Source organism: Brachybacterium squillarum M-6-3 (genome assembly GCF_000225825.1).
GTDB lineage: Bacteria > Actinomycetota > Actinomycetes > Actinomycetales > Dermabacteraceae > Brachybacterium > Brachybacterium squillarum.
Genome location: NZ_AGBX01000007.1, coordinates 17079 through 36994, shown reverse-complemented (window position 1 = coordinate 36994; position 19916 = coordinate 17079). Strand labels below are relative to the sequence as shown.

Genomic DNA, 19916 nt, shown 5'->3' with positions numbered 1-19916 from the left:
CAGCTGGTCAGCTGGTCGGCTGGACGGTCGCGGTGGGGTCGACGAGGACGGTGCCGTCCTCGAGGCGCACGGGCATCACCCGCACCGGCCGGACCGCCGGCAGCTGGAGGGGACGGCCGGTGCTCAGATCGAACTGGCTGCCGTGCTTCCAGCACTCGATGGTGCAGCCCTCCACGTCGCCGTCGCTGAGCGCGATGTCGTCGTGGGAGCAGCGGTCCTCGAGGGCGTGGACGCCTCCGTGCTCGTCGCGCACCAGGGCGATCTCCACGCCGCCGGCGACGACATCGAGCGCCGTTCCCGGGGCGAGATCGGACAGGGCCGCGACGGGCACGAAGGCGTCCGACATCAGTTCATGCTCCGGGCGAGCTCGGTCTCGATGGAGGCGAACAGGTGCTCGCGGATCTCGGGCACGTCGATCTGCTGGATCAGCTCGGCGAAGAAGCCGCGCACGACGAGGCGGCGGGCCTCCTGCTCGGGGATGCCGCGGGCTCGGAGGTAGAACAGCTGCTCGTCGTCGAAGCGACCGGTGGCGGCGGCGTGGCCGGCGCCCTCGATCTCCCCGGTCTCGATCTCCAGGTTCGGCACCGAGTCGGCGCGGGCGCCCTCGGTGAGCACCAGGTTCCGGTTCAGCTCGTAGGTGTTGGTGCCCTCGGCGGCCTTGCGGATCAGCACGTCGCCCACCCACACGGAGCGGGCCTTCTGCCCCTGCAGCGCGCCCTTGTAGGCGACGTTGGAGGTGCAGTTCGGGGCGGCGTGGTCCACGAACAGGCGGTGCTCGAGGAACTGGTTCTCGTCGGAGAAGTACAGGCCCAGGTCCTCGATCTCGCCGCCGGGGGCGGAGAACTCGCCGATGGTGTTCACCCGCACGGCGCTGCCGCCCAGGGAGACCGCGATGTGCTTGAGCTTCGCGTCCCGGCCCACGCGGGCGTGGTGGGTGGCGATGTGCAGGGCGTCGTCGTCCCAGTCCTGCAGGGTGATGACGGTCATCTGCGAGTTGTCGCCGACCACCATCTCCACGTTCTGCACGTACTGGGCGGAGCCGGTGTGGTTCAGCACGAAGGTGGCGGCGGAGGACTCCTGGGTCTCCAGCACCACGTGGCCGTGGCCGCGCAGCTCGGCACCCTGGCCGACGCTCTGGACCCGGAAGGGCTCGGCGAGCTCGGTGTTCTTCGGGGCCACCAGGTGCAATGCCTGCTCGGTGCGGGCGGAGGCGATCGCGGTGGGAAGGTCCTCGGGCACCAGCACGGTGCCGCGGGGGGCCTCGCCGGCGCCGAGGGTCGACTCGGCGGCGGCGCCCTCGGGGCGGCTCACGGTGACCTCGACGGCCGCCTCGCCGGCGACGTCCTCGAACAGCGGGGCGAAGCGGCGCAGCGGGGTGAAGCGCCACTCCTCGATCTTGCTGCTGGGGGTCGAGTGGTCGCCGCGCTCGAAGGAGCGCAGGCGGTCCGCGCGGCTGGCCGCGGCGTGGGAGGAGCCCTGGCCGCCCTGGTCGGGCAGCGCGAGCGCCTCGTCCTCCAGCTCGGGACCGGAGCCCGCGGCCTCCCGGCCGAGGGTGCCCTGGGCCGCCACGGGGGCGGCGCCGGCGGCGTTCCCGGCCACGTCGGCGGAGGCGGGGTCCTCCACGGTGGCGATGCTGGTCTCGTCGTACACGTCGGAGGACGTCATCAACCGACTGCTCCTTCCATCTGCAGTTCGATCAGGCGGTTCAGCTCGAGGGCGTACTCCATGGGGAGCTCGCGGGCGATGGGCTCGATGAAGCCGCGCACGATCATCGCCATCGCCTCGGTCTCCTCCATGCCGCGGCTCATCAGGTAGAAGAGCTGCTCCTCGGAGACCTTGGAGACGGTGGCCTCGTGGCCCATCTGCACGTCGTCGACGCGCACGTCGACGTACGGGTAGGTGTCGGTGCGGGAGATCGTGTCCACCAGCAGGGCGTCGCACAGCACCGTGGAGGCGGAGTGCTCGGCCCCGGGCATCACCTGGACGAGGCCGCGGTAGGAGGTGCGGCCGCCACCGCGGGAGACCGACTTGGAGACGATCGAGCTCGAGGTGTGCGGAGCCATGTGCACCATCTTCGAGCCGGTGTCCTGCTGCTGGTTCTCGCCGGCGAAGGCGATGGACAGGGTCTCGCCGCGGGCGTGCTCGCCCATCAGCCAGACGGCCGGGTACTTCATGGTGACCTTGGAGCCGATGTTGCCGTCGACCCACTCCATGGTGCCGCCCTGCTCCACCGTGGTGCGCTTGGTGACCAGGTTGTACACGTTGTTCGACCAGTTCTGGATGGTCGTGTAGCGCACGCGGGCGTCCTTCTTCACCACGATCTCCACCACGGCGGAGTGCAGCGAGTCGGACTTGTAGATCGGCGCGGTGCAGCCCTCCACGTAGTGCACGTAGGAGCCCTCGTCGGCGATGATCAGGGTGCGCTCGAACTGGCCCATGTTCTCGGTGTTGATCCGGAAGTAGGCCTGCAGCGGGATCTCGACGTGCACGCCCGGGGGGACGTAGACGAAGGAGCCGCCGGACCACACGGCCGTGTTCAGCGCGGAGAACTTGTTGTCCCCGGCCGGGATCACGGTGCCGAAGTACTCCTCGAACAGCTCGGGGTAGTCCCGCAGGCCGGTGTCGGTGTCCACGAAGATGACGCCCTGCTCCTCCAGGTCCTCGCGGATCTGGTGGTAGACGACCTCGGACTCGTACTGGGCCGCGACGCCGGCCACGAGACGCTGCTTCTCGGCCTCGGGGATGCCGAGGCGGTCGTAGGTCTCGCGGATGTCCGCGGGCAGCTCCTCCCAGGAGGTGGCCTGGCCCTCGGTGGAGCGCACGAAGTACTTGATGGCGTCGAAGTCGATGCCGGACAGGTCGGGACCCCAGGTGGGCATCGGCTTCTTGTCGAAGACGCCGAGGGCCTTGAGGCGACGCTGCAGCATCCAGTCGGGCTCGTCCTTGCGGCGGGAGATGTCGCGGACGACCTCCTCGTTCAGGCCGCGGCGGGCGCTGGCGCCCGCATCGTCCTCGTCGTGCCAGCCATAGGCGTAGCTGCCGATGGACGCGATGATCTCGTCCTGGCTGAGCTGCTGCTCTGGTGCGCTCGTCATGATGTCCTTCCCTCGGTGAGCGGAATGTGTGTCGTGCAGGCGTGGGCACCCTGGGCCAGGGTGGCCAGCCGTTGGACGGGGGCCCCGATGATGCGGGCGATGACCTCGGTCTCGGCCTCGCACAGCTCGGGGTGGTCGGCGGCCACGTCCAGCACGGGACAGTGGCCGTGGCAGAGCTGCGCCGTGACGAGGGTACGGGTCCCTCCCCCGGCGCGGCTGCCGGTGCCGGGCAGCGGCACGGTCAGCGGCCGCACGGTGGTGGCGTAGCCGCGCTCGGTGAGCAGCTCGGCCAGCAGCTCGAGGCGGCGCGCCAGGGTCACGGTCTCCCCGGCGGCCTCGCGCGCGGTGACCTTGGCGGACACCGCCTGCTGCCAATCGGCGACGCGACGGTCGGCGAGCGCCCGGGTGGCCTCCTGCCCGCCGAGGCGGGCGATCTCCTGGAAGGCCATCACGGCGAGCTCGTCGTAGCCGCCCGGCAGGGTGTCGTGGGCGGACTTGGAGAGCACGAAGGACTTGCTGGGGCGTCCCCGCCCGCGACGGGCGACGGGGACCTCGTGCTCGGCGATCACGCCCTCGGCCTCCAGGGCCGAGAGGTGGCGGCGCACCGCGGCGCTGGTGAGGCCGAAGCGCTCGGCCAGCACGCGGGCGGTGATGGGGCCGTGGACGGAGATCGCCTCGATCAGGCGGTCCCGCGTGTCGCGCTGCTCCAGGGCGCGGGGGGCCTCCCCTGAGGCGCCCTCGGCCGCGAGGGGCTCGGGCGCGGTGGCGTCCTCGGTGAGTTCCCGGGTCTGCACGGTGCCCTCCTTCCCTGCTGCGGGTCCGGGGTGGCGGTCGCACTGGCTCCGCCCGGGGCTCGGAGCCCCATCCCGGTTCGATCCATGATTTTACAATGTCAAGCTTTCGGAACGCGAGGGCGGGGGCGCCTCGCCCCATGACAAGGGTCACCCGGGGGTCCGACGAACAGGACGCCGACCGGGCGGAACGGACAGGACGGAACGGACAGGAGGCCGATGGGGGGCGGATGAGGGGCGGACAGGGAGGGGCGCTCCCGCCGGACGCCGCCGTCTGCCGCATCACCCCACATCCCCCTTTCGTTCAGCATTCAAGGACTTCGGTAAACTGGCATGATCGACCCCGACATCAGGAGGCATCGACCATGAGCACCTCCCCCAGCTCTCCCAGCTCCCGCCCATCCCCCGGCACCCCGGCGACCGGGCAGGTCACGCACGACCAGCGCGGCAGCTACGTCACCCAGGGCAAGGCCTTCGATCGGGACATGACCTACATCCCCGATCGCATCACCCGCGACGGCCGCGACGGCTGGCCCGTCGAGCCCGGACGCTACCGCCTGGCCGCCGCCCGCGCCTGCCCCTGGGCGAACCGCGCGCTGATCTCCCGCCGACTGCTCGGCCTGGAGGACGCGATCTCCCTGGCCATGGCAGGCCCCACCCACGACCAGCGCTCCTGGCGCTTCGACCTCGACCCGGGCGGCGTCGACCCCGTCCTCGGCATCGAGCGGCTGCAGCAGGCGTACTTCGCCCGCTACCCCGACTACCCGCGCGGCATCACGGTGCCCGCCGTGGTCGACGTGCCCAGCGGACAGGTGGTCACCAACGACTTCCAGCGGATGACGCTGGACTTCGCCACCGAGTGGACCGCCCACCACCGCGAGGGCGCCCCCGACCTCTACCCGGAGGGGCAGCGCGAGGAGATCGACGCCCTGAACCGCTGGATGCTGCACCGCGTGAACAACGGCGTGTACAAGACCGGCTTCGCCGGCACCCAGGAGGACTACGAGCGCGAGTACCGCTCGCTGTGGGCGGCGCTGGACGAGCTGGAGGAGCGCCTGGGCCGCTCCCGCTACCTGATGGGCTCCCGGATCACCGAGGCCGACGTGCGCCTGTTCCCCACCCTGATCCGCTTCGACGCGGTCTACCACGGGCACTTCAAGGCCAACCGGCAGCCACTGTTCACGATGCCCAACCTGTGGGGCTACACCCGGGACCTCTTCACCACCCCGGGCTTCGGCGACACCATCGACCTGCAGCAGATCAAGGAGCACTACTACGTGGTGCAGACCGACATCAACCCCACGCAGGTGGTGCCGCTGGGCCCCGACCCCTCCGGTCTGATCTCGCCGCACGACCGCGACCGCTTCGACACCGACACCTGGGGGCCCGAGGGCTCCGCTCCCCCGCCGCCCCGGGCCGACGAGCGGGTCGATCCGGCCCGCACGCCACTGCCCCCGGCCGCCGCCTGAGCGGAGCGGGGCCGGCGGGGGCCTAGCATGGTCGCCGCCATGACTGCGCTGCCGCCCGCCCTGATCACCGAGGACCTCCGCCTCGCCTACGGGTCCCAGCGCGCCCTGGACGGGCTCGACCTCACGGCCCGGCCGGGCCAGGTCACGGCCCTGCTCGGCCCCAACGGCGCCGGCAAGACCACCGCGATCTCCTGCGCCACCGGACTGCTGCGCCCCGACAGCGGCACGGTGCGGGTGCTCGGCGAGGACCCCGCCGCGGCCGGCCCCGAGCACCGCGCCCGGGTCGGGGTGATGATCCAGGACGGCGGCCTCACCTCGGGAGTGCCCGCGATGGCGCTGCTGCGCTACGGCGCCTCGCTCTATGCGGAACCGGTGGACGTGCCCGAGCTCGCCGCCTACCTCGGCATCGACGAGTTCGCCGGCACCCTGGTGCGGCGCCTCTCGGGAGGACAGCGCCAGCGCCTCGCCCTGGCCCTCGCCGTCGTCGGCCGCCCGGAGCTGGTGTTCCTGGACGAGCCGACCGCCGGGATGGACCCCGCGATCCGGCAGCGGGTGCGCACCCTGGTGCGCTCCCTGGCCCGCACCGGCACCGCCGTCGTGCTCACCACCCATCTGATGGACGACGTGGTGGGCCTCGCCGACGAGGTGCACGTGCTCTCCCGCGGCCGTGCCGTCGCCTCCGGCACCGTGGCCGAGGTGATCGAGGAGCACCGCGGCCCCGAGGCCTCGCTCAGCCTCACCGCCCGGCTCGACGGGATCACCCCCGAGTCCCGCGACGCCGTGGAGGCGGAGCTGCGGGCCGTGGCCGCCCGCCACGGGGCACGCCTGGAGCTCGGCGGCGCGGGCGCCGCAGACCTCGAATCCGTGCTGCTGGACCTGATGCGAGCCGATGAGGACCACGGCCGGGACGACACGACGGAGCCGGACCCGGTCGCAGAGGCCCCGCGCGGCCCCCTCGCCCGGCTCCGCGGGAGGGCGCGATGACCGACATGCCGAGCCCCGCCCCCTCGTCCTCCGCCGCCGCGGGCACCGAGGCGCAGGCGCCCCGCCGTGCCGCCCGGCCCGCCTCCCCGTCGCGGCGGATCCTGGCCCACACCCGGCTGGAGACCCGCGCGCTGCTGACCAACGGCGAGCAGCTGATGGTCGCGATCGCCCTGCCCGCGATGGTGCTGATCGGGCTGCGGCTGCTGCCCGTCGGCCGCCTGGAGGGCATCGCCCCCGTCGACACCGCCGTGGCCGCGACCCTGGCCACCGCCCTGGTCTCCACCTCCTTCACCTCCCAGGCCATCCAGACCGGCTTCGACCGCCGCAACGGCGTGCTGCGCTGGGTGGCGACGACGCCGCTCGGCCGGGACGGCTACCTGGCCGGGAAGGTGCTGGCGACGCTGCTGGTGCACGTGGTCCAGGTGGGGCTGCTCGGGGCGTTGGGCCTCGCGCTCGGCTGGCGGCCCTCCCTGCTGGGAGTGCTCGCGGCCGTGCCGGTGTGGGCGCTGGGCACCCTGGCCTTCGGCTCCCTGGGTCTGCTGCTGGCCGGACGGCTGCGCACCGAGGCGGTGCTGGCCGTCTCCAACCTGACCTTCGTGCTGTTCGTCGCCGTGGGCGGCATCGCCTTCCCCGCCGCCACCTACCCGCGGTTCTGGCGCGGCCTGGTGGACCTGCTGCCCTCCGGGGCGCTCGGGGAGCTGCTACGAGCCTGCCTCGCGCACGGGCCGTTCTCCCTCGGCTCGGCGGTCGTGCTGCTGACCTGGGCGGTGCTGGGCACCCTGGCGGTGATGCGCTGGTTCCGCTGGACGGACAGCTGAGGCCGTCCGGGCACGCTCTCCGCACACGGGGCCGGACCGCCGCGGGGCCGCGGTGCGGGATTGCTCCCATCGTCGCCGCGAGTACTCTTCCTGGACGCTCCTGCGTCGGGTTCCTTCCCTAGACTCAGGGGCATGCCGACCGCTCCAGCCGACGCCGCGCGGACCGGGCTACCGCCCGAGATCCACGGACGCTTCTCGACCCTGCCCGAGCCCCTGCTGCCGCGTCTGGGCCCCGTCGCCCGGGCGCGCATCGTGGCGACGGTGCTGTGGGCGAACCTGGTCTGCCAGATCGCGATCCTGCTGACCGGTGGCGCCGTCCGGCTGACCGGCAGCGGCCTGGGCTGCTCCACCTGGCCCAACTGCGAGCCCGGCGAGTTCGCCCCCGAGCTGACGCTCGAGGCCGGCATCCACCCCTTCATAGAATTCGGCAACCGGATGATGACCGGTGTGCTCAGCATCGTCGCGATCCTGGTGCTGCTGGTGTCCCTGCGCTGGCTGCGGCACCTGGGACGGCGTTTCCTGCTGCTGGCCGCGGTGCCGCTGATCGGCACCCTCGCCCAGGCCGTGATCGGCGGGGTCCTGGTGCTGGTGAACCTGCACCCGGCGCTGCTCAGCCCCCACTTCCTGATCTCGCTGGCCCTGGTCGCGGTCTCGACCGTGCTGCTGCGCCGCGGAGGTGACGGCACGGGCCCGCGCCGCCGCACCGTCCCGGGCGCGGTGATCGCCCTGATGACGGCCCTGGCCGTGGTGGGCGCGGTGGTGCTGGTGCTCGGCACCATCGTCACCGGCACCGGCCCCCACACCGGCGACGACGGCGACGTGGTGCGGATCCTCATCGACCCGGTGCTGATCTCCCGGCTGCACGCCCTGGCGGTGTGGGCCTTCTGCGCGCTGCTGGTGCTGATGCTGGTCATGCTGCACCGCGGCGGTGCCCCCTGGGCCTCCCGGCGCGCGGCCTGGCTGCTGGTGGGCGTCACCCTGCTGCAGGGCGTGATCGGCTACGTCCAGTACTTCACCGGCCTGCCCGAGATCCTGGTGGCCCTGCACCTGCTCGGCGCGGGCCTGTTCACCGCCGGGATCGCCTCCCTCGCCAGCACCTTCTCCACCCGCTTCCCGGTCGACGGGACCCCCGCAGGCCGCCCCGCCGCCCCCGCCGATTCGGAGGCCCGCGCATGATCCTCGGCCGTCGCCGCCGCGACTCCACCCAGGAGCTGCCCACCCTCGACCAGGCCCGCCCGGCCGGCGAGTTCGTCGCCGGCGTGCTCTCGCACCTGCGGGCGGTCGTCGAGCCCGGGTGGAACCTGCTGGAGGTGGACGCGGAGGCGCACCGACTGATCCGCGAGGCCGGCGCGACCAGCTGCTACCTGGACTACCACCCGGCCTTCGGCGCCTCCCCCTTCGGCCACGTCATCTGCACCTCGGTCAACGAGGGCGTCCTGCACGGGCGCCCCGACGACCGGGTCCTGGCCGACGGCGACCTGCTCTCCCTGGACTTCGCGGTGCAGGTGGAGGGCTGGGTCGCGGACTCCTGCCTCTCGGTCGTGGTGGGCACGCCCGCCGAGGCGGACCTGCAGCTGATCCGCGACACCGAGACGGTGATGTGGGCCGGGATCGACCAGGTGCGCGCCGGGAACCACGTCGGCCATATCGGTCACGCCGTGATGGTGGCCGCCCACGACCTCGGCTACACGATCAACCAGCGCTTCGGCGGGCACGGCGTGGGCCGCACCATGCACGAGGCCCCCTTCGTCCCCAACCACGGCACCCCCGGCGCCGGGGCCGAGCTGATCCCCGGGCAGCTGCTGACCGTCGAGCCCTTCCTGGTGCCCACCACGCACGAGCTGGTGGTCGACGAGCGCGACGGCTGGACCCAGCTGTCGGCCGACGGCTCCCGCGGCGCCCACACCGAGCACACCCTCCAGGTCACCGAGGACGAGCCGGTGATCCTCACCGCCCGCGCCGACGACCCCTCCCCGCGCAGCTCCCTGCCCTGATCCCCCGGACGTGACCCCCGGGGCCCGCTCCCCGGCGCCGAGACGAGGACGACGATGAGCACCCCGAACAGCTCCCCCGCCCTGGCCCGCCGACTGGGCACCGGTGACGCCGTGATGATCGGCCTCGGCTCCATGATCGGCGCCGGGATCTTCGCGGCCTTCGCCCCGGCCGCCGCGGCCGCCGGCTCCGGGCTGCTGATCGGCCTGGCCCTCGCCGCGCTGATCGCCTACTGCAACGCGACCTCCTCCGCGCAGCTCGCCGCGCAGTACCCCACCTCCGGCGGCACCTACGTGTACGGACGGGAGCGGCTGGGCGCGTGGCCGGGATTCGTGGCCGGCTGGGGCTTCGTGATCGGCAAGACGGCCAGCTGCGCCGCGATGGCCATGACCTTCGCCGCCTACGCGGTGCCGGAGTCCTGGCAGCGTCCCGCCGCCGTCGCCGCCGTGCTGGCGCTCGCGGCGATCAACACCCGTGGCGTCACCCGCACGGCCGCCGCCACCCGCGTGATCGTCACCGTGGTGCTGTTGGTGCTGGCGATGGTGGTGCTGGCGGGGCTGACCTCCGGGGCGCCCGCCCTGGACGGGGTGGTCTCGCTGCGTATGGGAGACGGCGGCTGGATGGCGGGCGGCTGGTACGGGGTGCTGCAGTCCGCGGGCCTGCTGTTCTTCGCCTTCGCGGGGTACGCCCGCATCGCCACCATGGGCGAGGAGGTGCGCGAGCCGCGCCGCACCATCCCCCGCGCGATCCTCACCGCGCTCGGCCTGGCCCTGGCGGTCTACGTGCTGATCGCCGTGGCGCTGCTCGTCACCGTCGGCGCCGCAGGCGTGGCCGCCTCCCCCACGCCGCTCGCGGAGGTGCTGCGCGTGCGCGGCTGGGAGTGGGGCGTGCCGCTGGTGCGGATCGGCGCGGCCGCGGCGGCCCTGGGCGCGCTGCTGGCGCTCATCGCCGGGATCGGCCGCACCAGCCTCGCGATGGCCCGGCAGGGGGACCTCCCGCGTTGGCTGGCCACCGTGCACCCGCGCCACCAGGTGCCCCACCGCGCCGAGATCGCCCTGGCCCTCGTGGTCAGCGCGCTGGTGCTGACGGTGGACCTGCGCGAGGCGATCGGCTTCTCCTCGGTCGGCGTGCTGCTGTACTACCTGATCGCGAACCTCGCCGCCCTCACCCAGGAGGCGCCGGACCGCCTGTACGCGAAGGGGTGGCAGGTGCTCGGCGCGATCGGCTGCGTGGTGCTGGTGGCGACCCTGCCGCCCGTCTCGATCGCGGCGGCCGCGGTGATGTTCGCCCTCGGCGTCGGCTACCGACTGCTGCGGCTCCGTCGCGCCCGCTGACCCCGGCCACGCCGACGGGGCGCGGCACGTCTGCGCACGGATAAGGGTGACTATCCGACGCAGACGTGACGCACCCTCGGTCTTTCCCGCACGAACGTGACTCGCCGCCCCGTGCGTGGACGGGAGACGAGCGGCGGCGCCTCGAACCATGGAACGGCCCCGGTCCCTCGCGAGGAGGGGCCGGGGCCGGTCCCGGGTGCGGGGCGCGCCCGCGGTGCTCAGGCCGCCAGGGACCGCAGCACGTACTGCAGGATGCCGCCGTTGCGGAAGTAGTCCGCCTCACCGGGGGTGTCGATGCGGACGACCGCGTCGAACTCGACGGTGGAGCCGTCCTCCTTCACGGCCGTCACGGCGACCGTCTTGGGGGTGGAGCCCTCGTTCAGGGCGGTCACGCCCGTGATGTCGAAGATCTCGGTGCCGTCCAGCCCCAGGGACTCGGCGGTCTCGCCGGCCGGGAACTGGAGGGGCAGCACGCCCATGCCGATGAGGTTGGAGCGGTGGATGCGCTCGTAGCTCTCGGTGATGACGGCCTTCACGCCCAGCAGCTTGGTGCCCTTGGCGGCCCAGTCGCGGGAGGAGCCGGTGCCGTACTCCTTGCCGGCCAGGACGACCAGCGGGATGTCCTGCTCGGCGTACGCCTGGGCGGCGTCGTAGATGAACTCCTGCTCACCGGTCAGGAAGTTCTTGGTGTAGCCGCCCTCGACGCCGTCCAGCAGCTGGTTCCTGATCCGGATGTTGGCGAAGGTGCCGCGGATCATCACCTCGTGGTTGCCGCGCCGGGAGCCGTAGGAGTTGAAGTCCTTGCGCTCCACGCCGTGCTCCCGCAGGTAGCGGCCCGCGGGCGAGTCCGCCTTGATGGAGCCGGCCGGGGAGATGTGGTCGGTGGTGGTGGAGTCGCCGAGCTTGGCGAGCACGCGGGCGCCGTGGATGTCCTCCACCGGCTCCGGGGTCTCGCCCATGCCCTCGAAGTACGGGGGCTTGCGCACGTAGGTGGACTCGCCGTCCCAGGCGAAGGTGGCGCCCTCGGGGGTGTCCAGCCCGCGCCAGCGCTCGTCGCCGGTGAAGACGTCCTGGTAGTCGGCGGTGAACATCTCCTGGGTGATGTTCTCGCCGATGACCTGCTCCACCTCGGTGGGGCTGGGCCAGATGTCGCGCAGGTAGACGTCCTTGCCGTCCTGGTCCTTTCCGAGGGCGTCGTTCTCGAAGTCGAAGTCCATGGTGCCCGCGAGCGCGTAGGCGATGACCAGCGGCGGGGAGGCCAGGTAGTTCATCTTCACGTCGGGGTTGATGCGGCCCTCGAAGTTGCGGTTGCCGGAGAGCACCGAGGTGACGGAGAGGTCGTTCTCGGCGATCGCGTCGGAGATCTCCTGGGCCAGCGGGCCGGAGTTGCCGATGCAGGTGGTGCAGCCGTAGCCGACCAGGTGGAAGCCGAGGGCCTCCAGGTCGGGCCAGAGACCGGCGTTGGTGTAGTAATTCGTGACCACCTGGGAGCCGGGGGCCATGGAGGTCTTCACCCAGGGCTTGGAGACCAGGCCCTTGGCGACGGCGTTCCGGGCCAGCAGGCCGGCGGCCATCATCACCGAGGGGTTGGAGGTGTTGGTGCACGAGGTGATCGAGGCGATCGAGACGATGCCGTGGTCGATCGTGAAGTCGTGCCCTGCCACCGGGGTGGGCTTCGAGGCCCGGCCGGCGACGTGCTGGTGCTCCGGGGCCGCGCCGCCGCCCTCGTTGTCCGAGTCCGGGGTGGAGGGGTCGGAGGCGGGGAAGGAGCCGTCGGACCCCGAGAGGGACATCCTCGCAGCGTCTTCTCCTACATAGGAGGGCAGCACCTCACGGAAGGAGTCCTTCGCCTCGGTCAGGACGATGCGGTCCTGGGGGCGCTTGGGTCCGGCGATCGAGGGCACCACGGTGGACAGGTCCAGCTCGAGGTACTCGGAGTACTCGGCCTCCTGCGAGGGGTCGTGCCACAGGCCCTGGCGCTTCGCGTAGGCCTCGACCAGCGCGAGCTGCTCCTCGGAGCGGCCGGTGAGGCGCAAGTAGTCCACGGTCACCTCGTCGACCGGGAAGATCGCGCAGGTGGAGCCGAACTCGGGGCTCATGTTGCCGATGGTCGCGCGGTTCGCGAGCGGCACCTGGGCCACGCCCTCGCCGTAGAACTCGACGAACTTGCCCACCGCGCCGTGCTTCCGCAGCATCTCGGTGATGGTGAGCACGACGTCGGTCGCGGTGGCCGCGGCGGGGATCTCGCCGGTCAGCTTGAAGCCGACCACGCGCGGGATGAGCATGGAGACCGGCTGGCCGAGCATCGCGGCCTCCGCCTCGATGCCGCCGACGCCCCAGCCCAGCACGCCCAGGCCGTTGACCATGGTGGTGTGCGAGTCGGTGCCGACACAGGAGTCCGGGTACGCACGTAGCACCCCGTCGACCTCCCGGGTCATGACGGTGCGGGCCAGGTACTCGATGTTCACCTGGTGCACGATGCCGGTGCCCGGGGGGACGACCTTGAAGTCGTCGAAGGCGGTCTGGCCCCAGCGCAGGAACTGGTAGCGCTCCTTGTTGCGCTCGTACTCGAGCTCCATGTTCTTCTCGAGGGCGTCGAGGCGGCCGGCCACGTCGATCATCACCGAGTGGTCGATGACCATCTCGGCGGGGGCCAGCGGGTTGATCTTCTCGGGGTCGCCGCCGAGGTCCTGCATGGCCTCGCGCATGGTGGCCAGGTCGACCACGCAGGGCACGCCGGTGAAGTCCTGCATGATCACGCGGGCGGGGGTGAACTGGATCTCGACCGAGGGATCGGCGGAGGGGTCCCAGGAGGCCAGGGCCCGCACGTGGTCCGCGGTGATGTTGGCACCGTCCTCGGTGCGCAGCAGGTTCTCCAGCAGGATCTTCAGGCTGTAGGGGAGCTTCTCGGCGCCGTCCACGGCGTCGAGCGCGTAGATCTCGTAGTCGGTCCCGCCGACGGTGAGGTCCTGTTTCGCGGAGAATGAGTCGATGGTGCTCACAGGGCACACACTCCTTTGGTGGTGGGCGAACGCGACCATCGTAATCGGGATCACCCCCGAACCTGACCGTTCCCTCCCATGGAGGAGGCCGTTCGGCGCCGTGACCTCGGGACACGCTCCCCGGATCAGTTATCTTGACGTCAAGATAACTATAGCACGCAGCGCCCCCCCACGGCCCGTGGACGGGACTGGGAAAAGGGTGAGCCGAATCGCTCAGGCGAGGCAGTCCTGGGTGAATTAGAGAATGCGATCAGTGCGTTATTCCGCCATGTCGCGGTGGCCCCGGGCGATGCCCGACGGGGCCCTCCGGGGGGGGGTTCCGAGAGGTCAGGCCTCAGCGCGCTCCAGCACCGTCACCGACTCCATGTGGTGGGTGTGCGGGAAGAGGTCGAAGGCGCGCAGGTCGGTGATGCGCCAGCCCGCCTTCTCGGCGACGGCGAGGTCGCGGGCGAGGGTGGAGGGCTCGCAGGAGACGTAGACGATGCGGCGGCGCACGGCCGCGGCGAGCAGGCCCATCAGCTCGGCCCCGGCGCCGGCGCGCGGCGGGTCCAGCACCACGGCGTCCACGCCGCCGCGGCGCGCGCGCACCCAGTCGATGACGTCGGCGGTGGCCGTGGAGACCTGCGGGAGGTCGGCGAGGTTCTCGGCGGCCTGTTGGGAGGCGCGGCGGTTGCCCTCCACGCTCTGCACGCTGCCCTCGGGGCCCACCAGCTCGGCGGCGGCGGCCGCGAACAGGCCCACCCCGCCGTAGAGGTCCCAGACGCTGCGGGGCTCGGCGGGGCGCAGCTCGGCGGTGACGACCTCGCTGAGCAGCTCGGCGGCCCGGCGGTGCACCTGCCAGAAGCCGGTGGCGCCGACGGTGAACAGCCGCTCCCCCACGCGCTCGCGGACGCTGCCGTCGCCGCGCAGCGGCTGCAGGCCGCGGGCGGTGCGCACGGCCACGTCGGCCTCGCCCCAGGCGGCGGGCACCTCGACGCTCGCGGGGTCGAGCTCGCGGCCGATGAGGACCACGGAGACCGGGCCGGTGGAGGGGGCGACCACGTCGATGGCCTCGGTGCCGGCGGGGGCGGTCCAGTCCTCCAGGGGCAGCTCGCGGATGGCACGGGCGGCCAGCGGGTTCTCGCCCACGCCGCGGACGTCGTGAGAGCGCCAGCCGCGCATGCCGACGCGGCCGTCCTCGTCGACCGCGAAGCGCACGCGGGTGCGCCAGCCGAGGCCGTCGAGGTCGTGCGGGGCGGGTTCGACCTGGACCTCCTCGAGCGGGTAGCTGCGCACGCCGGCGCGCTGCAGCAGCTCCTGCATCACCTCGGAGGCGATGCGGCGCTGCGCGGGCAGGGCGATGTGAGCCCATTCGGCGCCGCCGACGCCGTCGATGCCGGCCTCGTCCCACACCGAGGGCACGCGGTCCACCCCGGCCTCGAGCACGTCGATGGTCTCGGCGCGCCAGAAGCGGGCGTCGGCGGCCTCTTTCGGGTCCTCCAGCAGGCGGGCGGTGACGGTCTCCCCGGGGGTGGTGCCGCGGACGAAGACCACGCGGCCCTCGTGGCGGGCGACGAAGGTGCCCCCGGCGGCCGGGTTCCCGGCGGTGAGGGTGAGCAATCGTCCCTGGGCGGCGGCGTCACCGGCCGTGCGATCCGTCTCCGGGCTCATCGGCGCCCCTTCCCTCCTGCGGCCCACGTCTGCCGCGTCCGTCGGCGTGTCGGGGACCAGTGTCGCACCCTCCTGACCGCGATGTGGACACCCCTGGCGGATCCCTCACGTATCAGGGTCGGATCTCACGCCGGGTGTCCGGTGCACGGTGTCCGGGTTCACGGGAGCCGCGCCGACGGCAGGGTCAGGCCGCGGCGGCCTCGCGGGCGGCGCGGCGGGCCAGCAGCGCGCGGTGCATCAGCCAGGTGAGGTAGGCGATCACGGCGAAGGCCGGCAGGCCCATCACGAGCTTGGCGACGCCGAGCGCCGCGACCTGCCCGGTGAGCAGAAGCGGGACCTGCACCCCCAGCTTCGCGGCGTAGAGCAGGGCGAACAGCCCGGTGGCGCGGGTGTAGACGCGGCGGGCATCGGGGGCCTCGGCCCAGTCCGCGACCCGCGGGTCCAGCAGGGCGACGACCACACCGATCAGGGGCCGCCGGGCCAGCAGCGAGACCAGCAGCACCAGCAGGGAGACGGCGTTGATGGCGATGCCGGGGGCGTAGAAGTCGGTGCCCTCGCCGGAGCGGATCGCCAGCAGGGCGCCGATGCCCACCCCGATCAGTCCGCCCAGCGCGCTCGCGGGGCTCTGGCGCTGGACCAGGCGCGCCAGCAGCGCGAGGACCACGGCCGCGACCGCGGAGATCGCCGCCACGGCGACGGCGCCGGTGGCGACGAACAGCACCACGAACAGCAGGGTGGGCACCACCGACTCGGCGACGCCGCGGGGCCCGCCGATCGCCTGCGCGACGGAGAACTCCTCCTCCTGCAGCACGCCCCCGAGACCGGAGGCGGAGCGCCGTCCATGGCCCGCCGGCGAGGTCGAGGCATCGTTCGGGCTCTGCGGATGCCCGGGATCGCTCATCGGGCGCTCAGCCGATCTCGGAGATCTCGGGGCCGCGGCGCTGGGGGTCCAGGGAGGCGAACTTCTCCGCCGCCTGCGGCACCAGGCCGGGGCGCTGCCCGGGCAGGTGCAGCGGGATCAGCTCCTGCGGGGCCATCGCCTCGGTGCCGCGCACCACCACCAGGCGCGAGAACAGCGTCTCGAAGGTGCGGGCCTGGTCGGTGTTGGAGAGGGCCTTGCCGGTGAGGATGCCGCGCAGGAACCAGCGCGGACCGTCGACGCCCATGAAGCGGGCGGGGCGGTAGCCGGTGCGGCCGTCGGCGCGCTTGACGGGCAGGCGGGTGATCAGCTCGGTGCCGAAAGTGCCCTCGCGGGTCTCGGCGGTACCGCCCTGCTTGACCACGGAGTCGCGCAGTGAGGTGCGCACGTCCTGCCAGAGCCCGCGGGTCTTGGGCGCGGCGAAGGCCTGCACCTGCAGGGAGGAGCCGCCGATCACCAGGTTCGCGCCGGTGACGGTGTTGCTGCGCTGGTCGACCTCCATCCGCAGCTCCATGCCGTCGATGGTGGGGACCCGCAGGCCGCCCAGGTCGATGCGGTCCTCCTCGGGGGCCTCGGACTCGTCGTAGGGGCCGTCCTCGAGGTGCTCGGGGCGCTCGTCGGCGGTCTCCGAGATCTCACCGGCCTCGTCGACCTCGTCGGCCTCCGGGGCGTCGACCTCCTCGACGGCGGGGTCGGCGGCGTCGCTCTTGCGGCGGGAGAACAGGGCCATCGCTCAGGCCTCCTTCACGGTGGGGGCGGCGGCCAGGGCGCCGGTGGAGCCGAAGCCCGCCTCGGCGCGGTCGGTGGCCTCGAGGTCCTCGACCTCGCGCAGCACCGGAGCCAGGAAGGGCACGATCACGAGCTGGGCGATGCGGTCGCCGGGGTGGATGCGCACGGCCTGCTCGGGGTCCGTGTTCAGCAGGGTCACCTTGACCGGGCCGCGGTAGCCGGCGTCGACCACGCCGGGGCCGTTCAGCACGGTGACGCCGTGGCGGGCGGCGAGGCCGGAGCGCGGGCAGACCAGCCCGACGGTGCCGGGGGGCAGGGCGATCGCCATCCCCGTGTCCACCAGGGCGCGGGCACCGGGCTCCAGCAGCACCTCCTCGGCGCTGGCCAGGTCCAGCCCGGCGTCGTCGGCGTGGGCGCGCTGCGGCGCGGTGGTGCCCTCCTGCAGGCGGATCCGCAGCTCGGGGGCGGTGCCCGGCGCGGTCTCGGCGGCGGTCTCGACGGGGTGCGACATGACCCCCAGCCTAGGCGCTCGCCGCCGCCGTGCCGCTCAGGGCCAGCGTGAGACGATGGCCGCATGTCCGCCGCCGCATCCGACGCCTCCCGCCCGAGCCCCGCCGCCCGTCCCGCCCCCGCCGCCGCGGGCTCCGCCCCCCTGTTCCGGGAGCGGCTGCTGCCGAGCCCCGGCACCTGGGTGGTCTTCGTGATCGGCGGCGCGATGTTCGGCGTGATCCTGGTGCCGCTGTCCACCACGATCGCCCTGGTCGCCGGGATCATCGGCATGGTGGTCGCGGTGATGCTCGGCGTGGCCACCGCCCCGGTGCTCAGCGTGGACCGCGAGGGCCTGACCATGGGCCGCGCCCGCGTGGAGCACGACCTGCTCGGCGAGCCCGAGGTGCTCGACGGCGAGGACTGGGCGCGCACGATGGGCGTGGACTTCGAGCCGCTGGCCTTCCACTGCACGCGCGGCTGGATCCACTCCGGGGTGCGGGTGCCGCTGCACGACGAGGACGACCCGACCTCCGCCTGGGTGGCCAGCTCCCGCCGCCCCGGCGATCTGGCGCTCGCGCTGCGCAGCGCCCGCGCCTCCCGCTGACGACGACCGGGGCGTGCCGGAGCCCCCTGGACTCACCAGCACTCCCGGACCGGCATTCCCGTGACACGCACGACGCCCGCCCCCCTTCCGGGGGCGGGCGTCGTGGTCTGTGCGGGGCTGCGGCTCAGGCGGCGCAGTCCTTGCAGATGATGAGGGTGCCCTCGACATGGTCGATCTGGCTGCGGTGCTTCACGAGGAAACAGCTGGCGCAGGTGAACTCGTCCGCCTGACGGGGCAGCACACGGACGGACAGCTCCTCGCCGGAGAGGTCCGCGCCGGGCAGCTCGTAGGAGTCGGCCGCCTCGGCCTCGTCCTCGTCCACCGTCGGGGTGGACGCCTCGTTGCGGCGGCCCTTGAGCTCCTCGATCGAGTCGTCGTTGGACTCGTCGTCGTTCTTGCGCGGTGCGTCGTAATCAGTGGCCATCTACGGTCCGTTCCTGGTTGTCTGTGCGGTCGTCCGACCGGTCGGGATGCGTCGCTCCGAGGGGCGCCGCCCCGGGGGTCGGTCCGCAGTCGCAACGCCGAATGCGGCGGCATTATTGCAGAGCGCGGGCCCCGCGACAACATGGCGCGCCCCGAGGCCGTCGCGGCGTGTCGCGCCCCGCTCCCCGCGGGGTCCATGGGGCCGCCACGCCCCGGGGATTCCCAGGTGGGACCGCGCGGCGTCTAGACTCGGGCCACATTCGCACGAAGCGCCCGGGGGCGTCCGAGGAGAGGTGGACGATGCGAGAGCTCGAACTCGACGGGATCCATGACGACGGCGAGCACGCGGTCCTCATCGATTCCGATGGCGAGCGGTACACGGTGCGGATCGACGAGGCGCTGCGCGCCGCCGTCCGCCGTGACCGTCCGGCGCTGGGCATGATCCAGGCCGCCGGGTCGGCGCCGCTGCGCCCGCGGGAGATCCAGGCGATGCTCCGCGCCGGCCGCAGCGCCGAGGAGATCTCCGAGATCGCCCAGGTCTCGGTCGAGCACGTCCGCCGCTACGAGGGCCCCGTGCTCGCCGAGCGCGAGTGGACCGCCCAGCGCGCCCGCACCTTCCCGGTGGGCCGCGGCGGGCCGAGCCTGTCCTCCGTGATCTCCGAGCGCCTCGCCGCCCGCCAGGCCGACGAGGACGTCGCCTGGGACGCCTGGCGCCGCACCGACGGCACCTGGACCCTGGAGCTGAGCTTCTCCGCCGGCGGCCGCACCCGCCAGGCGCACTGGGTGGCCGACATCGACAACCGCTCCGTCTCCCCCGTGGACGACGAGGCCCGCTGGATCAGCGACGAGGACGGCCCGCCGGAGCCGGTGCGCGGCCGCGCCCGCCTGCAGGCCGTGAAGACCTCCGTGTACGACCACGAGGCCGCCCATGCCTTCGAGGAGGGCGCCGCGGGCAGAAGCTCCGCCCGCGGCGCCACCGCCCCGGGGCCCGCCGTGGACGAGGACGAGCTGGACGCGCTGAATGCCCGCCGCGGCCTGCGCTCGGTCACGCCGCCCGAGGACGACGGCGGCGTCTGGTCCACCCTGGACGAGGACCCCGAGGGCGCCGGTCTGGCCCCCACCCAGGCCTTTCCGGTGCTCACCGAGGAGGACCTGGAGGACGCCTCGGTGCAGCTGGACGACTCCGCGGACGCGGGCAGCGAGGACGGCTCCGTCACCACCGACGAGGACGCCGATTCGGAAGCCGCCCGGGACCACGCCCGCGGCGGCTCCGCGCCCAGCGCCGAGCAGGCCGAGCAGGAGGAGCCGGAGGCCGAGGAGGAGGACCCCGCGGCCTCGCCCTCCCCCACCCCGGCGGACTACCAGGACACCGTGGACCTCACCCCGCTGCCCGGCTTCGACCGCCCCCTGGGGTCCTCGGATCCCGAGGAGCCGGCCGAGCCCGCCGCGGAGAGCCGACCGGCGAAGTCCAGGGGATCCAGCTCCAAGGCGAAGAGCAAGCGCGCCTCGATGCCCAGCTGGGACGAGATCGTCTTCGGCTCCAAGCAGGACTGAGCCCGCCCCACCGCCGCACGCGTCCCGGGACGCCTCGCCCTTCTCGGGCGGGGCGTCCCGTCG

18 protein-coding genes are annotated in these 19916 nt (G+C 73.0%); 8 read left to right on the top strand and 10 right to left on the bottom strand.

Annotated elements, in window-relative coordinates; genetic code table 11:
• Window positions 1–7: 7 nt before the first annotated feature.
• From OM98_RS09730 to OM98_RS09715, 4 genes are read right to left on the bottom strand one after another with little or no spacing between them, the layout of a single operon-like run.
• On the bottom strand, window positions 8–346 hold the full coding sequence (locus OM98_RS09730; RefSeq protein ID WP_010534431.1) for a non-heme iron oxygenase ferredoxin subunit: 339 nt from the start codon (window positions 344–346) through the stop codon (window positions 8–10).
• Window positions 346–1665, bottom strand: coding sequence for a Fe-S cluster assembly protein SufD (sufD, locus tag OM98_RS09725; RefSeq protein WP_010534430.1), 1320 nt, complete (start codon window positions 1663–1665; stop codon window positions 346–348). Before sufD ends, OM98_RS09730 begins: the two co-directional genes overlap by 1 nt.
• Entirely contained in the window at window positions 1665–3095 is a 1431-nt protein-coding gene (gene sufB / locus OM98_RS09720; protein WP_010534429.1) for a Fe-S cluster assembly protein SufB, read from the bottom strand. Before sufB ends, sufD begins: the two co-directional genes overlap by 1 nt.
• Window positions 3092–3889: a helix-turn-helix transcriptional regulator gene (locus OM98_RS09715; protein ID WP_010534428.1), complete on the bottom strand. Its 798-nt coding sequence runs from the start codon at window positions 3887–3889 to the stop codon at window positions 3092–3094. Before OM98_RS09715 ends, sufB begins: the two co-directional genes overlap by 4 nt.
• A gap of 362 nt (window positions 3890–4251) precedes the next feature.
• On the opposite strand from OM98_RS09715, the gene OM98_RS09710 reads away from it, so the two are divergent.
• From OM98_RS09710 to OM98_RS09685, 6 genes are all read left to right on the top strand, one after another.
• Complete coding sequence (locus OM98_RS09710; RefSeq protein WP_010534427.1) at window positions 4252–5355, top strand: glutathione S-transferase family protein; 1104 nt, start codon at window positions 4252–4254, stop codon at window positions 5353–5355.
• A gap of 39 nt (window positions 5356–5394) precedes the next feature.
• Window positions 5395–6339, top strand: a complete 945-nt coding sequence (locus tag OM98_RS09705) for an ABC transporter ATP-binding protein (RefSeq protein ID WP_245528763.1) — start codon at window positions 5395–5397, stop codon at window positions 6337–6339.
• A complete protein-coding gene (locus OM98_RS09700) occupies window positions 6336–7157 on the top strand; it encodes an ABC transporter permease (protein WP_010534425.1) in 822 nt (273 codons plus the stop codon). Before OM98_RS09705 ends, OM98_RS09700 begins: the two co-directional genes overlap by 4 nt.
• 132 nt (window positions 7158–7289) lie before the next feature.
• Entirely contained in the window at window positions 7290–8333 is a 1044-nt protein-coding gene (locus tag OM98_RS09695; RefSeq protein ID WP_010534424.1) for a COX15/CtaA family protein, read from the top strand.
• Complete coding sequence (map, locus tag OM98_RS09690; RefSeq protein ID WP_010534423.1) at window positions 8330–9151, top strand: type I methionyl aminopeptidase; 822 nt, start codon at window positions 8330–8332, stop codon at window positions 9149–9151. The genes OM98_RS09695 and map overlap by 4 nt, the downstream gene beginning before the upstream one ends.
• Before the next feature lie 54 nt (window positions 9152–9205).
• Window positions 9206–10483 carry an APC family permease gene (locus OM98_RS09685; RefSeq protein ID WP_010534422.1) on the top strand — a complete coding sequence of 426 codons (1278 nt, stop codon included), beginning with the start codon at window positions 9206–9208 and terminating at the stop codon, window positions 10481–10483.
• Window positions 10484–10701: 218 nt separating this feature from the next.
• Here the strand turns inward: OM98_RS09685 and acnA are convergent, their stop codons facing one another.
• The 5 genes from acnA to dut all read right to left on the bottom strand — a co-directional run bounded on the left by acnA (window position 10702) and on the right by dut (window position 17294).
• Entirely contained in the window at window positions 10702–13524 is a 2823-nt protein-coding gene (gene acnA / locus OM98_RS09680) for an aconitate hydratase AcnA (protein WP_175285975.1), read from the bottom strand.
• Window positions 13525–13812: 288 nt separating this feature from the next.
• Window positions 13813–15135: a class I SAM-dependent RNA methyltransferase gene (locus tag OM98_RS09675; protein ID WP_010534420.1), complete on the bottom strand. Its 1323-nt coding sequence runs from the start codon at window positions 15133–15135 to the stop codon at window positions 13813–13815.
• A gap of 184 nt (window positions 15136–15319) precedes the next feature.
• Window positions 15320–16036 (bottom strand): DUF3159 domain-containing protein, encoded by a 717-nt coding sequence (locus tag OM98_RS09670; RefSeq protein WP_010534419.1) that lies wholly within the window; start codon window positions 16034–16036, stop codon window positions 15320–15322.
• 7 nt (window positions 16037–16043) lie between these two features.
• Window positions 16044–16784: a DUF3710 domain-containing protein gene (locus tag OM98_RS09665; RefSeq protein WP_010534418.1), complete on the bottom strand. Its 741-nt coding sequence runs from the start codon at window positions 16782–16784 to the stop codon at window positions 16044–16046.
• A 3-nt stretch (window positions 16785–16787) separates the two neighbouring features.
• On the bottom strand, window positions 16788–17294 hold the full coding sequence (gene dut / locus OM98_RS09660; RefSeq protein WP_010534417.1) for a dUTP diphosphatase: 507 nt from the start codon (window positions 17292–17294) through the stop codon (window positions 16788–16790).
• 63 nt (window positions 17295–17357) lie between these two features.
• Between dut and OM98_RS09655 the strand changes: the two genes are divergently transcribed.
• Window positions 17358–17876, top strand: coding sequence for a DUF3093 domain-containing protein (locus OM98_RS09655; protein ID WP_010534416.1), 519 nt, complete (start codon window positions 17358–17360; stop codon window positions 17874–17876).
• Between the two features lie 124 nt (window positions 17877–18000).
• Here OM98_RS09655 and OM98_RS09650 read toward each other — a convergent pair whose 3' ends face one another.
• Window positions 18001–18300 (bottom strand): DUF4193 domain-containing protein, encoded by a 300-nt coding sequence (locus tag OM98_RS09650; protein WP_010534415.1) that lies wholly within the window; start codon window positions 18298–18300, stop codon window positions 18001–18003.
• A 299-nt stretch (window positions 18301–18599) separates the two neighbouring features.
• Between OM98_RS09650 and sepH the strand changes: the two genes are divergently transcribed.
• Entirely contained in the window at window positions 18600–19853 is a 1254-nt protein-coding gene (gene sepH / locus OM98_RS09645) for a septation protein SepH (protein WP_010534414.1), read from the top strand.
• Window positions 19854–19916: the final 63 nt, after the last annotated feature.